The organism is Pseudomonadota bacterium (assembly GCA_026388315.1).
Lineage (GTDB): Bacteria > Desulfobacterota > Syntrophorhabdia > Syntrophorhabdales > Syntrophorhabdaceae > MWEV01.
Genome location: JAPLKA010000036.1, coordinates 26,671 through 41,429, shown reverse-complemented (window position 1 = coordinate 41,429; position 14,759 = coordinate 26,671). Strand labels below are relative to the sequence as shown.

Below are 14,759 nucleotides of genomic sequence, written 5' to 3'. Positions count from 1 at the left end.
TCCTAAAATAGATTTGTGATTCGTCATCACCTATTTTATAGGAGGTACATCCTTTTTGTCACTCCTTATGAATTTACACAAGAGAGTTTACACTACCATCTTATGTTAACAAGATAAAAACCATTCTCTTTCCTGAAACGTAGTCTTTGTGGAACAGTAAATCTGAGCTCTCTATTCAATCTCCCATAAATACTTTCATCATACACAATCCTATAGGGCTTAACAAAATTGGTCTTGCTGACCATCAGATTGTCCTTTTCATCATGCTTTGCAAAATAACTGTGCGCAGACATCCTGCATCCCGACCTGCAAATATTGATGTATTCACATCCCTCGCACCCTTTATGCAGATATTTCTCTGAATGCCATTCGCGCATATTCTGGTATGTTTTAAAAATACCCAACTCAAATACATTCCCGTATCCCTCTTCCTGATGAACACACGCATGTGTCTCTCCATTGGCATTTATGCTCATTATATGGCCGGATTGTGCCGGACACCCTCTCCCTACAAAATCCCTGAATTTCTCAAGATCGCTCAAGAAGCACAAAGGATAGCTTACAAGAGTGCCGATCATGATACCGGTTTCTTCTTTGACCTTCACCAATTGCTCAAGCGTATGCAATGCATCCTCTTTTGTCAGCTTGAAAATAGATTCCGCAGGATTCTTCTCGTTAACTGAAGGAACTACCCGTGTCCCAAAAATCTTCTGACACCCCAGTTCAGCGGCCAATTTCCCAGTTTTATGCACATGGTTTTTATTAAGCTGTGATACGATCATATTCGCGCTTACCCTAATGCCGTTCTTGACAGCCAATTTGATCCCACTGACAATTTTCTCGAACGCCCCTTTATGATTGACAATATGGTCGCTTAATTCAGGATCATACGAATTCAAACTTGTTAGAATATGATCCAATCCAATATCTCTCAGCCGTTTTATTTTTTCCTCAGTCGCCATTGTCAAATTCGAATTGCAACTTATAGTTATGTTATTGTCTATAAGCCTCTTGAAACCGTATTCTAAAATATCAAAACGCGCGAAAGGTTCTCCTCCGCTCAAAACAACATGAAAAACTCTGGCGTCAACAAACATATCAACAAGCTGATCCATCCTCTCCTTAGTCAATGATGTAGATAGAACATTCTCCTGCCTCCAGAAATTGTAACAATGCCTACATTTTTCATTACAAATATCTGTTATCTCCAGATTGACTACTGTGGGTGCAGAAAACTGCCTATTCACAGTTCACTCCTTATCAATGAATTTTTTTTGAATGCTTATCTCATCAAACATCTTTGGACTCTTCAGAACGTCGATAAATCGTTCGGTACTTTTACCGTCGCCGAAATGGTCAGATTTCACTCTCGGTATTTCTGAAACTTTCCATATTGCATTTAAAATCTCACTTTTGGATTGATTTACATTGAGAATAGTCTTACATGCAAAGCGGCCATTCTGCCTCATTCCGATATTAATAGTCGGGACGGCATAAAATGGGGCCTCCCTAATGCCAGCACTTGAGTTGCCTATAATAAATTCACAATGCCTTAACAAAGCGAGGAATGCTTCAAAACGGATGGAGGGGAATATTCTAAAGCGAGGATTGTCACGAAGCTGCTCATATTCCTCAATAATGATATCGGAGCCGGTATCATTATTTGGATAAATAACAATATAATTCCTTCCGGATTCGAGAACAGCATACAGAGTTTCCTGGATGTTTACAAACACATCATGTAAATTTGTTGTTACCGGATGATAAATTAGAATAGCATACTTGTTGAAAGGAATCTCATAATAATCCTTTACTTCAGCGAGCTTCGGAAGTTTTTCGGACGACATCAGATCTATATCTGGCGAACCGATAACAAAAATTCTTGATTCGGCTTCCCCCATCTGAACCAATCTTCGCTTTGCTTCGTTGTTTGCAACAAAATGCAGATGTGATAACTTTGACACTGCATGTCGAATAGATTCATCGATTGCTCCCGAAATCTCTCCGCCTTCTATATGGGCTACCAGAATATTATTCAGAGCACAAACAATCGCGCCAGCTAAAGCTTCTACCCTATCTCCATGCACAACCACCAAATCCGGCTTTAATAAAGAGAGATAGTTGCTAAGCCCATATATAGTATTCGCCAAAATTGCATCCATAGAATCATTCGGTTTCTGATTAATAAAGCAATAGATTCTCTTGAATCCACTCTTTTCTATTTCACCCCCTGTAGTACCATACTTCGGAAACATATGCATGCCTGTGACAAATATATGCGCCTCAAAGCCCTCTTCCCTCTCAAGTGCATTAATAAGAGATTTCAACTTTCCAAAATCAGCTCGTGTCCCTGTCAAGAATAGGATCTTTTTACTCATCAACCTGGCTCCATTTAATTTGCTCATTTAGCGCAATATCCGATATAGCTCTTTTGCCAAACAGTTCCTCAAAATGTATTGCCTTGTCCAGTTTCCGGGGAGAGTTCCACTGCCCCATATGGAAATTCATTGCAATCATACCGAGGTAATGATTGTCTTTTATGATTCACATCCTGTTGGGTGATATCCCGAGATTCAACATTAAACGAAAACGAACAATTTTGCTCTTCTAATATATTGATTGTGTCATTGTTGAATGTGTGAAATCCTCCGTATGGAAAGCAAAAACTTTTAAGTTTGAAAGTCCCGATAATCTGTTCAAGAATATGAAAAGAACTTGATATTTCAGACTTTTGCTCGTCATATGTCAGCTTACTAAATACAGGATGACTCACGGAGTGCGAGCCGATAACCATTCCATTGCTCGCCATCACGTTAATTTTTTCATCATTCAGATAATAGTCATCGACATAAACATTAATGTGATTTATTTCAATGAACTGATCTAATATTTCAGCTTGGTATTTGTAGTCAATAAAGTAGTTCAAGGTCTTTTTGAATCTATCAATTGTTGGGGGATTGATTTGATTTGTGTATGTTTCATCCCTGAATTCCTTAATCTTTATATCTGGAATCATTTCCTCTTTAATGATTGAATCAAGTTGTTTAATCAGGACATCAGCAGCGATTGAGCCAGTCAGAAGATGTATAAGATGTACTCCAAGAAACTTTCGTAGAGAGAGCGGCATTGTAGGTACATAAAAAATGCCCCAAAGCCCCCTTTTTTTTAGTTCTGGGTAAACAAATTCATAGTGGTCAATCAGGCCATCATCAAACGTTAGGATAATTTTATTTTTAGGTGGCTCTAACTTTTGATTTATCACCCGCTCATATTCATCTAAGCTAATAAAATTATATTCGTTCTGAAAAAAATCCAATTGTTTCGAAAAATTTTCAAAATCTAAATAACGGAAGTATGGGAGGGTCGGCTTGAATCGCCTGACGTAATGGTACATAACTGCTTTCATTACGTTGCCTCTAAAATTTTCGGATTCTCAATAATGGGTGCTCGGGCGTTCCGCTCGCTTAGATTGTTGAGGTAATTCTCTACAAGACCTTCTGAAATTTTTTTATACATACTTGCGCAAGCATCACTGGTAAAATCTTTAACATAATAGAGTTTTCCATTATGTTTGGTTGGCTGAGTCATTTTTTTGAGCTGTGGAAAATTTTTGATAATTTTTTTGTAGCATTCACACATTTCTGTGATGAGGCGGTTTCCGATTGAGTGTGGCCCATCACCTAAATATAATTTTGCTCTTATCTGGTGAATGATGTCTCCAGTGTCGATTCCTTCGTCAATGTACATAAATGTTGCTCCAACAAATTCTGGTTCGTTGTTTATTAGGGGCCAGACATTTGTGCCGCTACCTCTGTAGTATGGCGATAAGCCCAAATGAACATTAAGAAATCTTCCGTTGAACTGTCTGAGCAACTCACCTTTTATTAATGAAGCACCATAACAAACTAAAATATCTGGATTAAGAGAAATTATTTGATTTATTATTTCGGTGCTATTGATATCACCCTTTTTTATCTTAATTGGATTTGATTGATCGGTGATTGCCTGTATAGAGTTATGAAAAAAATCATACTCAGATTGATTTCTCGCTTCTACGTGTCTTTTGAGAGTAATTGTTGAACTTGAGTCAGAATTAACTCGGGCTTCTAAACTTTTTTCTGTTCCTTCGCAGTAGCTGGCGATTACACCAATACCCTGATCACCTCCGATCACCTTTCGAAAATATTGGTGGCGCGTTTCATCACCAGTTAGTAGTATCACTCGGGTTGTCCTGGTATTTTTTTTTGTACTCATTAGATGCTCTCCTATGTGCTGTTTGGTGTTAAAGAATACTCTACTTTTTTTCAACAGCTAAAATATAGACGTTAGAAAGAATGTTGTGTTGAGTAGGTTGTTGATGTTTTTGTTGTGGCAGAAGGAATATAGCTTACTTAATGTCTGACCGCTTCAATTGAGTATTGATAGAAATATCATGTTTTACAACTTTTCCCAGTAAATGTTCAAAGTCTACCGCTTTAATATCTCCGGTGCCAGGTCTTTTAATCCATATATTATTACGTGTAAGCACCTCCCCAGAAGCAATATCTCGAATTGCTACAACGCATGCATATGCAAAATTTATCGTCGGTTGCTCCTCTGGCAAGATATCTTTTCTGCCCCCTAAAGCCATAAAAATTGCCCGAGATCCATCTATTAGCTCTTTCAACCCAAGCGGATCAATTGAAATAGGCACATCTGGCCCTGGCCATGTCTTATCAGAAGTAAAATGTTTTTCCAATATTCGTGCCCCTAATGCCACTGCTGCAAGACACGTATAGTTACCTATCGAATGATCGCTCAGGCCAGTAACTGCATCTGGAAATTGCCGTGAAAGTTCTACCAGAGCATTCAGGCGTACTTTTTCATAAGGCGTCGGGTACATGGATGTACAATGCAGCAGCGCGTATGGAACACGTGCCGTCCGAAGAATATCTACTGCTGGTGCGATAGAAGCAATATCATTCATCCCAGTGCTTAGAATAACCGGTTTCCCACAAGTAGCGATGTGTTTTACCAATGGATAATTGTTGCATTCACCCGAGCCAATCTTGTAAGCACAAACATTCATGCTTTCCAAACGATCAGCCGCTGCACGTGAGAATGGCGTGCATAGATATATCATTCCTTTAGATTCAACATATTCTTTTAAGCGATACTCTTCTTCTTCAGAGAGTGCGCAGCGAACCATAATATCCCATATTGTTTCAGTAGTATTTCCGGGAATAACCCTATTGGGAATCATTTCATCTTCAACAACATGGGATTGAAATTTGACACATTCACATCCGACCGCATAAGCGTCGTTAACCATCTGGATGGCTTTTTGAATATCACCTTCATGATTAATGCCGATTTCAGCGATCACGAGTGGCGGATAATTATCTCCAACACGTCGGTTCCCAATAGCTATCGAATTCATATTTATTCCTTTATATGGCCCTGCTTTCTTAAAACTAAATCCGCAACATAGAAATCCCAAGGTGTATCAATATCAAGAGATCGCTCCTGTGGCATGACATAGGCAAGTGTTCCTTCCGGGAAAAATGTTTGATCCTGAAGAAGCGATGAACGCTTGTTTAAATAAATTGCACCGTTTTCTTCATATACTTTTGGTAAAGCTTGCCGATACATATATCCAATATTTGAAGGTATAAAATATTCCATTGTTACATTGTCGATAACCTTGTATGTTTTATAAGGCAGCATCGATCTTTGACGAGAGGTTGTTTTCGACGGTATCAACCTTATTGTTCACAAAGCCGATCTCTTCACGAAGCTCCTGCCTGGTATCCTGAATCCCCCTGTGAAGTACTTCGTGGCCCTCAAGGACAAGGTCAAACTTCTCTTTAATATCTTCCAGCAATATTTCAAGATGATCTTTTTTCATGGTCAAATTTCCTTTTCCAAAAACAGGAAAAACAAAAATACCGCTTCATCAGTTGCTTGATTCTCATGAAGGGGGCGAAAAACTATCACGGATATGAAACCACTATCACCGGTGATAAGGATTCTTTGATTTTTCATCGATTCAAGTTGAAATTGGTCATGCTGACGAAGCAACCTTCTTGATGTTGAGCATCTCTGCCGTCACACCTTCTGCCACCACCCCCCCCTCCTGAAGCCGGTACAGCCGATCACAGTGCTCCACGGTGCTTAGGCGATGCGCCACGATCAGTATGGTTTTGATGCCCTGTAGTGCCGTAACGGCCTTCATCACTCCGCTTTCGGTGGCAATGTCGAGCGCGCTGGTAGCTTCGTCCAGCACCAGCACAGCTGGGTCATGGTAGAGCGCCCGGGCGATGCCTATGCGCTGGCGTTCACCGCCCGAGAGCCTGATGCCGCGCTCACCGACAAGGGTCTCTAATCTATCAGGCAGATTGGACACGAACTCTTCAAGTTGCGCGGCTTGGATAGCATGGCGGACGGCTGCATCGTCGATCTGTTCATTGGACAGGCCAAAGGCCACATTGCGCCTAAGCGTGTCGTCAGTGAGATAAATCGACTGCGGCACATAGCCGATCTGGTCTTGCCAGGAGCGAAGGTTTTGCTGAATGTCTTGCCCATCCACTGCCACCTGCCCGGTGCTGGGGGTGAGCAGCCCAAGAATGACATCCACCAGCGTACTCTTGCCCGAGCCACTGGGGCCAATGAAGCCAACCGATTCTCCTTTTTGGATAGTGATGGACAGGCCATTGAGCGCGGATGCCGACGCACCGGGGTAGGTGTAGCTGATGCCATTGAGGCGGATCTCCTGTTGGAAGATCGAGGCACCATTTGCGTTTTTTGCCGCAGGTTCGGGTGCGGCGACCTTGAGTTCTTCGTGCAATGTATTGATTATCGGCAGGCTGAAACGAAGGAGCGACATCGCGCTCAGTATACGATTCACCGAAGGTATCAGCCGAAAGGCAGCGACGGAAAAAAGCGCCAGCAGTGGCACAATGCTGTCCATTTCTCGCCCTTGGGCGAACATGCACAACACAAGGAGTGCCATGCCCACCACGGCAAGCAGTTCCAGCCACAGGCGTGGGAGATGCAGCATTACGGACTGGAACTGCGCCACCCGCGCACTCTGGGCGTTGTGCACACTGTATTGCGCCAGAAAATCACCCTCGCGGCCAAGCAATTTTACATCCTTTGCTCCGCCCAAGCCCTGTTGCAGGTGCTGGATGCGCAGGCCTTCGTGATACTGACGCGCCTCGCCCCACCGGGTAATGCGGCTCTTGGTGCTACGGTGAAAGCCCCAGGCGGTGCCACCGAGTACCAGGAACACAATTAAAGTACCCAAAGGTTCAACCACCAGCAGCAGGCTGCCGATGCCAAGCATAACCAGGCATTCGGTGAGGAAGAGTATTGCCTGGACAAGCACGGCGGCAAATCCGGTAACTTCGGTGGTGGCATTGCGAATCAACAGTGCCGAGTTGCGCTGCAGGTGGAAAGTGTAGGGTTGTCGTAGGTATGTAGTGAAGAGTAACTGCGAAAGCCGCCTCTGTACGCCAAAGGCAAAGCGCATCTGCCACCAAACGAGGAAGACGAGGAATAGTGATTTTATGAAATATGCACCGGCCAGCGTAAGTATGCCGCCAACGATCAGCACATGCGGGCTGAGGTTGCCCAATACCGCGAGCGCGGGCGCGATGACTGGGTAGCTTGTAGTGAGGTTGCCCTGCAATAAAACCACAATCGCCGGGACTACCAGACCAACAGTAAGTGTCTCCAGCGCCATGCCAATGACCATGAGGCCCAACAACACCAGCGCGCTACGTCGTTCGGCGGGGGCGAGGAGGGATCGGATTTTTTGGGTGGTGGTCATGGGTTATACTGGATTGTTTCATGTTTATCGCCCTTCTACTGGCGCAGAGCGAATTGTGCTTGGACAACAATTCTAAATGGTCCAGCACTAAACACGATGGCAGCTATTATATAAATACTAAAAAGAGCTTTTTAACGGAGATAATGTTTTTATGACAATTTTGTGATATACCACTCAGCAGCTTTGCCAATACCATCTCTAAGTGAATATTTTGGATAATAACCAAGCAGTTCCTTTGCCTTACTGATATCTGCAAGTGAATAACGTATATCCCCTGCCCTGAATTCATGATAAATAGGCTCTGAACCAACAACTCCAAGGTTCTGTTTTAAAACTTCATCACGAACCAGATAAAACAATTGATTTAATGTATTTTGCTCTGAAAATGCTATATTATAAACATGTCCAAGAGCATTCTCATTTCTAACGCGAGCCGACAATATATTAGCTTGAACTACATTATCAACAAAACAAAAATCTCGAGTTGTTTCTCCATCTCCGTTAATATATAAAGGTTTTCTGTGCAATAAAGCGCTAAACCATTTTGGAATAACAGCCGCATAACTACTATTTGGATCTTGTCTTGGCCCAAAAACATTAAAGTATCGCAAGCCAATCACTTTTAAACCGTAAATACGCATGAATACATCCGCGTACAATTCATTCACATATTTTGTTACTGCATAAGGCGAAAGTGGTTTTCCTGTCATTTCCTCTATCTTGGGTAGAGCAGGATGATCACCATAAACAGAACTCGAAGATGCATATACAAACCGTTTAACCCTTGCGTCCCGTGCAGCTATCAGCATATTTAGAAAACCTGTTATATTGTTCTCATTTGTATAAATTGGATCCTCAATAGATCGTATCACAGAGCCTATAGCTGCCTGGTGTAATATATAATCAACTCCGTCACAAGCAGTGCGACAATCTTTTATATTGCGAATATCGCCTTCTATAAATTTAAAATTATGCCATTTAACTCCGTATAACGAATTCCTCACATCGTCAAGATTTTCAATAGTTCCTGTGGAAAAATTATCAAGACCAACGACATGCTGATTTAAATTTAACAAAGCCTCCAACAAATTTGATCCAACAAAACCTGCAACCCCGGTAATTAACCAAGTGTTTGGTTTCTTCAAAAGAGCTTTTTTTATTTCTTCGTAGGGATTAATCATTACAATTTCACCTTGAGAGACATTATAATTGCCATACACGTATTCCGGCGATTTTACAACTCTCTAAATCACAGATTCCTTTTATATCCACCAAGACCGGGTCGTTGTCCATTAACTTAATTAGATCTGTTATTGATAATTTACGGTAGGTATTGTGAGCCACTGCTATAACCACAGCCGAAGCCGGTTTAAGCAGATCTATGGGTGTTAAAGATAATCCATATTCACTTTTAACAACATCAAAATCAGCTAAAGGATCGCTGACCTGGACATGTATTCCGTATTCTTCGAGTTCAGCGATAATATCAATAACTTTTGAATTACGTATATCAGGACAATTCTCCTTGAATGTCAACCCCAAAACCGTCACAACACTGTTAAGGATGTGGTGACCAGCGTGTATCATTTCCTTAATAGTTTGTTGTGCAATAAATTTGCCCATGTTATCATTTATGCCTCTTCCAGCTAAAATAACTTGGGGCGTGTAACCAATTTTTTGCGCCTTAAATGTCAAGTAATAAGGATCTACACCTATACAATGTCCACCTACAAGCCCCGGCTTAAATTGAAGAAAGTTCCATTTTGTTCCAGCTGCCTCTAATACTTTCTGCGTATTGATTCCAAGCTTATCAAAAATTATTGCCAGTTCATTCATGAGCGCAATATTTAGATCTCTCTGCGTGTTTTCAATTATTTTTGCCGCCTCAGCTACTTTAATGGATTCTGCTTTGTATATTCCCGCTGTTACTACCAAACCATACACTTGTGCCACAATTTCCAACGTTTCATTGTCCTGGCCGGAAACAATCTTTTTTATTTTTGTAAACGTATGCTCCTTATCTCCCGGATTAATACGCTCTGGACTATAGCCTACTTTAAAATCGCTTCCACATTTAAGTCCTGACGCCTCCTCCAGCACGGGAACGCACTCATCTTCGGTAGCACCGGGATATACAGTTGATTCATATACCACAATATCGCCTTTTTTCACGATACTGCCTACTATCTCTGAAGCCTTTAATAAAAACGTTAAATCGGGTTGATGCACATCATCTACAGGCGTCGGAACTGCAATAATATGAAAATTGGCAAATGTCAAGTCCTCAACGTTATTAGTGAATAAGATATTTGTAGACTTAAGGTCGTCTTCTTCGACTTCATGTGTCAGATCAACCCCTGCTTGTAACTCATGAATACGTTTTTGGTTAATATCAAATCCAATAGTTTTTATTTTTTTCCCAAATGCAACGGCTACAGGTAAACCTACATAGCCTAATCCTATTACTGAAACTACACGGTCTTTTTGAGGCATTAATATATCTCCCTAATTTTTTTGATTTTCAAGCCAAGCTTGAAACATCAATATGTCCCACAGATGATATTGCCAATTAGCCGCCAAGCTGTTTGGTTGGTTGACGCCTACGAATATATAAACGTTCGGTTTTCACAAGATAACGGCTTGCGAGCCCTACAATCAGCAATAAACCAACCGCTGGAACATGATGGCGGGCAGCAGTACCCCAATTAATCGTCCCGACTGACCAAACAAGTTCCATCAGAAACCACATCAAAATGAGCGCATCCATGTTATCTTTATGGAATTGCGTCAGCTTTTTTCGATAGCATAAATAGGACAGAAGCAATAATACCCGGAACATATTTTCCACAAACAGAACCAGATCAGCAATACCACCGAACCGCCATGGTAAGGGCATCATCTGATATGCGGCAAATGCGGACAGAAGCGTCCAGGGTCTCTCTGAATAAAATTGCCTTCCATACTCAGCGCGTGCACCTTGCGCATCTGCCATGGCTCCTTCGGAAAATGAGTCCGCGTGCTGCATCAGTTGCCCATCGAGGAGTAGCTGAAAATGGGCTGACTCGATAATAAGTGGCGAAACAATAAGAAGAAATAAAACTAAGATAAAACCAAATTTGAACAAGCGGGCCGGTCTCATAAACAACCGAGTGACGCTGATTTTAGACTGGATCATCAATCCCACCAAAAGCATTAGAATCATCATGATTACCATATACGCATGAAGAAAACATCCGACCACAGTAAATATTAATATACCAATAATCCGAGTCACATTATAGCCATATCGTTGTATGTGTAGACTCAGCCAGGCGATGCCTAACACACAGAGAGATTGCCATACTTCACGTAAAATGTAGCTCTGATTGGTAATAACACTTGGCAAAAGGGAGTAGATAAGCAAGACATATGGAAGTTTTTTATATTCTGTAGGTACGAGCAATAGCCAGATTTTAGAAATAATGATCAGGCAAAGTGCGGCGCCCAGCAAAGAAAAAGCATGTGCCAGGAAAAAACTTTCACCCCCCAATGCCCACTGAATCAGCGCATGTATATTCCGCAATCCGTTGAGGCCACCAAAAAGTGCCCCAAGGCCCCATTCTAAATTCTCTATGTTCGAGGAACCTTCAATAGCAAGAGAATACAAATAATTTGCATCTTGACCAGCGCCAATCATCCCACCGGCCATCATGACATTCAAGACACTAATACTAAGCCGTGCGAGCATTGCCAGGCGAAAAGCCTTTCTGGCAAACCTCGGCAAGGTATTCCCAAGCGCAAAAGCTATAATGGTGATGATTATTCCCGAGAAAGTGCCAATCAACTTTTGTTACCTCTTTCTTCCAGCCACACCTGGAACATCAACACGGTCCAGAGAAAGTGCTGCCAATTCCTTCTACCAGAAAGATGTTCTTGCCAGCGCAGGCGAATAAACTGCACATCAAAGAATCCTTCTTGCTGCAAACGTGATTCGTTCAACAAATCCTCCACCCACTCCCTAAGCGGGCCTCGCATCCAGTCGCCAATAGGAATGCCGAAACCCATCTTGGGTCGTTCGATGAGCTCTTTGGGCATATATTTGTATAACACCTGTCGCAATATCCATTTGGTCTGTCCATTGCGGATTTTCATCGACAATGGGAATGACCATGCCAGCTCAACGATTCTATGATCGAGGAAAGGAACCCTTGTTTCAAGACTGTTAAACATGGCCGCGCGATCCACCTTGACCAGGATGTCATCCGGCAAATAAGTCATGCAATCCATGAACATCATCTGCAGCTTGGTATCCGGGAATTGTGTCTTCAGTCCTGTTTTCGTCAGCCAGGTATCAGGCTCCCTGGCGCCAATGGCTACCCGATCTGGATTGGCGATCTCGGACACCAGGCTATAGTAAAGAGCTTGAACGCCATCAACACTCACCAAACGCGAAGAAAGTTTTTCTATCTTTTCACCCATATTAGAGGGCAACGCAAGAAATTTACCGGCATGTTGAAAAATACCATCCCAAGTTGACGGCGCAACCATTTTTATCAAACGTCCCGTCGCTCTCCTGACTCCGAACGGAACCCTCGAAATCTTCCTCCAGATATCTGTCAGTGCGTAACGGTTATATCCACAAAACAACTCGTCCCCAGCATCACCGGACAAAGAAACAGCAACATGCTTGCGTGCCATCTGAGATACCAGAAAGGTAGGGATCTGAGAGGAATCTGCGAACGGCTCGTCGTACATACTTCCCAACCGAGGAACAACCTGCATCGCCTCTGCCGACGAAACATAGTACTCGGTGTGATCCGTACCGAGATGCTGCGCAACAACCTTTGCGTTCTCAGCTTCGTTGTAGCCAGTTTCATCGAACCCAATAGAAAACGTCTTGATCGGACGAGGAGACTGAGATTGCATCAATGCGACGACTGTTGAAGAATCCACCCCGCCTGACAAAAAGGCGCCCAATGGCACATCCGCAATCATTTGCAAACCGATTACCTGTCTCAATTGCTCATCGAGAACAGCAATCGCATCCGTATCACTGCCGGTAAATGGATGAGCAATTCCTTTTTTTGCAACCTCACCCAAACTCCAGTAGGCTTTAGGCGTTACCGAACGTAACTCATTGGTACCATGCCCGATTGGAAGCTGAATGTAGGTACCCGGCAGGAGTTTGTGTATCCCCCTGTAAATGGAATAGGGCGCGGGAATGTAGCAATGCCGGAGATACAGGCAAAGAACATCCCGATCAATTTCGCCCATAAAATCTGGATGAGCACTAAATGCTTTTAATTCTGAACCAAAAACAAACGTATCTTTCTGATAACCATAGTAAAGCGGCTTTTCACCAATACGGTCTCGCGCAAGGGTAAGCATTTTTTTCTCGTGATCCCAAAGTGCAATCGCGAACATCCCCGCAGCTTTTATTAGTGTCGCTTCTATATCCCACGCTTCAAACCCTGCCAATAGCGTTTCCGTATCCGAATGCCCGCGCCACTCGACATTCCCCAGTTCCTGCCTCATTTCCAAATGATTATAAATTTCCCCATTAAAGACAATCACATAACGCCCCGATGAAGAAAACATAGGCTGATGACCGGCCGGAGAAAGATCAAGGATGGAAAGGCGACGATGTGCCAGCGCAATACCGGCATTTTTATCCACCCACACACCAGCATCATCCGGCCCACGATGCGCAATGCAATCAGACATTTTCACTGCGACCGCTTGAGCAGCGCTGGCAGAAAAATTAGTTGGTTGCCAAAATCCGGTTATACCGCACATTACTTGTTCACAACCGAACGTAGCAGTTCTGCCAATCTGGGCGCGGCAACCTGCAGGGAATAATCCCGTTCCATTCTGCTACGCCCCGCATCACCCATGCGCTTACGAAGTGCAGCATCCTCGCAGAGCAATCTAAGTGAGTTATACCACTCCGAATCTGTATTTGCCAGAAACCCATTTACTCCTCGGCGCACAATCACATTATTCACCCCTACCGGCGAAGCCACAACAGGCTTTCCAGAAGCCATATACTGAATCAATTTGTAACCACACTTCCCTCTTTCCCACAGATTGTCAGGCAACGGCATGATTCCTATGTCAAATTGCTGAATCTCTGCAGCCTCGGTATCTTCTGACCAACGACGGATTTCGATGGTCAAATCCTGCAACTGCGAAGGATTAGCCCCTATCGCTACAAGCCGAGCATTGTATGAAGCAATCATTGTCCGAAGCGCAGGCGCCACAAGCTTTAAATATTGAGCGGTAGTAGGCGAACCAATCCACCCGATCGTCACTGGCAAAGCATCATTTTTCTCTATTACAGCGTAACGAGTACCGTCAACCACGGTCGGTAACAGCTCAACACGCTTTGCCCCTGCCTGCCTTGCGTGCGCACCAAGATAATCATTCCCTACGATCACCAAAGCGGCTCGGCACATGACGACATCGATTTTCTTTCCCAGCACTCTGCGAACAAGAGCAAGGCGATGCTGGTCGTATCTATTGAAAATTGCGTCGTCGTAATCCACAACCAAAGGCGCTCCCCCTGGCAACAAACTGAGTTCAATCCAATCTGGCAACCAAGGCAACATCTCATATTCCACCCACACTAAATCAAAATAACGCACTTTCAGAATAAATCGTAACCGGTCGATATATGCCTTAAACACCGCCACTGTTGAGATATTGCCGCTGTATAAACCGCTCACATAATCATTGCCAAACAATGGGACGACCGTCACCTCAAACCCAGACTCCATCAAATAGGGAAGATATTGATACACACGCAAGCGACTGCTTGCAGCCAGGCGTGCGTAGCGAGTTAGAAAAAGAACACGCATCACAAATCTCAAGTAGGATGCTTAAGCAAAATGACGATCGTCGATCCGATGTTACTCGACAACAACTTAAATGATAGCAACATGAAAATAAAATCCCTTTTTAGAACAATACT

General features: G+C 43.1%; 13 protein-coding genes. All 13 read right to left on the bottom strand.

Annotated features, from left to right (window positions below):
- Positions 1 to 92: 92 nt before the first annotated feature.
- The 13 genes from NTX75_03565 to NTX75_03505 all read right to left on the bottom strand — a co-directional run bounded on the left by NTX75_03565 (position 93) and on the right by NTX75_03505 (position 14,646).
- Positions 93 to 1,247: a radical SAM protein gene (locus NTX75_03565; protein ID MCX5815307.1), complete on the bottom strand. Its 1,155-nt coding sequence runs from the start codon at positions 1,245 to 1,247 to the stop codon at positions 93 to 95.
- A gap of 3 nt (positions 1,248 to 1,250) precedes the next feature.
- Complete coding sequence (gene neuC, locus NTX75_03560) at positions 1,251 to 2,378, bottom strand: UDP-N-acetylglucosamine 2-epimerase (protein ID MCX5815306.1); 1,128 nt, start codon at positions 2,376 to 2,378, stop codon at positions 1,251 to 1,253.
- Between the two features lie 68 nt (positions 2,379 to 2,446).
- A complete protein-coding gene (locus tag NTX75_03555) occupies positions 2,447 to 3,406 on the bottom strand; it encodes a polysaccharide deacetylase family protein (GenBank protein MCX5815305.1) in 960 nt (319 codons plus the stop codon).
- Complete coding sequence (locus NTX75_03550; GenBank protein ID MCX5815304.1) at positions 3,406 to 4,254, bottom strand: formyltransferase family protein; 849 nt, start codon at positions 4,252 to 4,254, stop codon at positions 3,406 to 3,408. The genes NTX75_03555 and NTX75_03550 overlap by 1 nt, the downstream gene beginning before the upstream one ends.
- Positions 4,255 to 4,387: 133 nt before the next feature.
- On the bottom strand, positions 4,388 to 5,419 hold the full coding sequence (locus NTX75_03545; GenBank protein ID MCX5815303.1) for an N-acetylneuraminate synthase family protein: 1,032 nt from the start codon (positions 5,417 to 5,419) through the stop codon (positions 4,388 to 4,390).
- 2 nt (positions 5,420 to 5,421) lie between these two features.
- Positions 5,422 to 5,664 (bottom strand): hypothetical protein, encoded by a 243-nt coding sequence (locus NTX75_03540; protein ID MCX5815302.1) that lies wholly within the window; start codon positions 5,662 to 5,664, stop codon positions 5,422 to 5,424.
- A 28-nt stretch (positions 5,665 to 5,692) separates the two neighbouring features.
- Positions 5,693 to 5,887, bottom strand: coding sequence for a hypothetical protein (locus NTX75_03535; GenBank protein ID MCX5815301.1), 195 nt, complete (start codon positions 5,885 to 5,887; stop codon positions 5,693 to 5,695).
- Between the two features lie 156 nt (positions 5,888 to 6,043).
- Positions 6,044 to 7,810, bottom strand: coding sequence for an ABC transporter ATP-binding protein (locus tag NTX75_03530; protein ID MCX5815300.1), 1,767 nt, complete (start codon positions 7,808 to 7,810; stop codon positions 6,044 to 6,046).
- Between the two features lie 149 nt (positions 7,811 to 7,959).
- On the bottom strand, positions 7,960 to 8,988 hold the full coding sequence (locus tag NTX75_03525; GenBank protein ID MCX5815299.1) for an SDR family oxidoreductase: 1,029 nt from the start codon (positions 8,986 to 8,988) through the stop codon (positions 7,960 to 7,962).
- 25 nt (positions 8,989 to 9,013) lie between these two features.
- Positions 9,014 to 10,303, bottom strand: coding sequence for a nucleotide sugar dehydrogenase (locus NTX75_03520; GenBank protein ID MCX5815298.1), 1,290 nt, complete (start codon positions 10,301 to 10,303; stop codon positions 9,014 to 9,016).
- 76 nt (positions 10,304 to 10,379) lie between these two features.
- Positions 10,380 to 11,633, bottom strand: coding sequence for a hypothetical protein (locus tag NTX75_03515; protein ID MCX5815297.1), 1,254 nt, complete (start codon positions 11,631 to 11,633; stop codon positions 10,380 to 10,382).
- Positions 11,630 to 13,585 (bottom strand): asparagine synthase (glutamine-hydrolyzing), encoded by a 1,956-nt coding sequence (gene asnB / locus NTX75_03510; GenBank protein ID MCX5815296.1) that lies wholly within the window; start codon positions 13,583 to 13,585, stop codon positions 11,630 to 11,632. Before asnB ends, NTX75_03515 begins: the two co-directional genes overlap by 4 nt.
- A complete protein-coding gene (locus NTX75_03505; GenBank protein ID MCX5815295.1) occupies positions 13,585 to 14,646 on the bottom strand; it encodes a glycosyltransferase family 4 protein in 1,062 nt (353 codons plus the stop codon). Before NTX75_03505 ends, asnB begins: the two co-directional genes overlap by 1 nt.
- Positions 14,647 to 14,759: the final 113 nt, after the last annotated feature.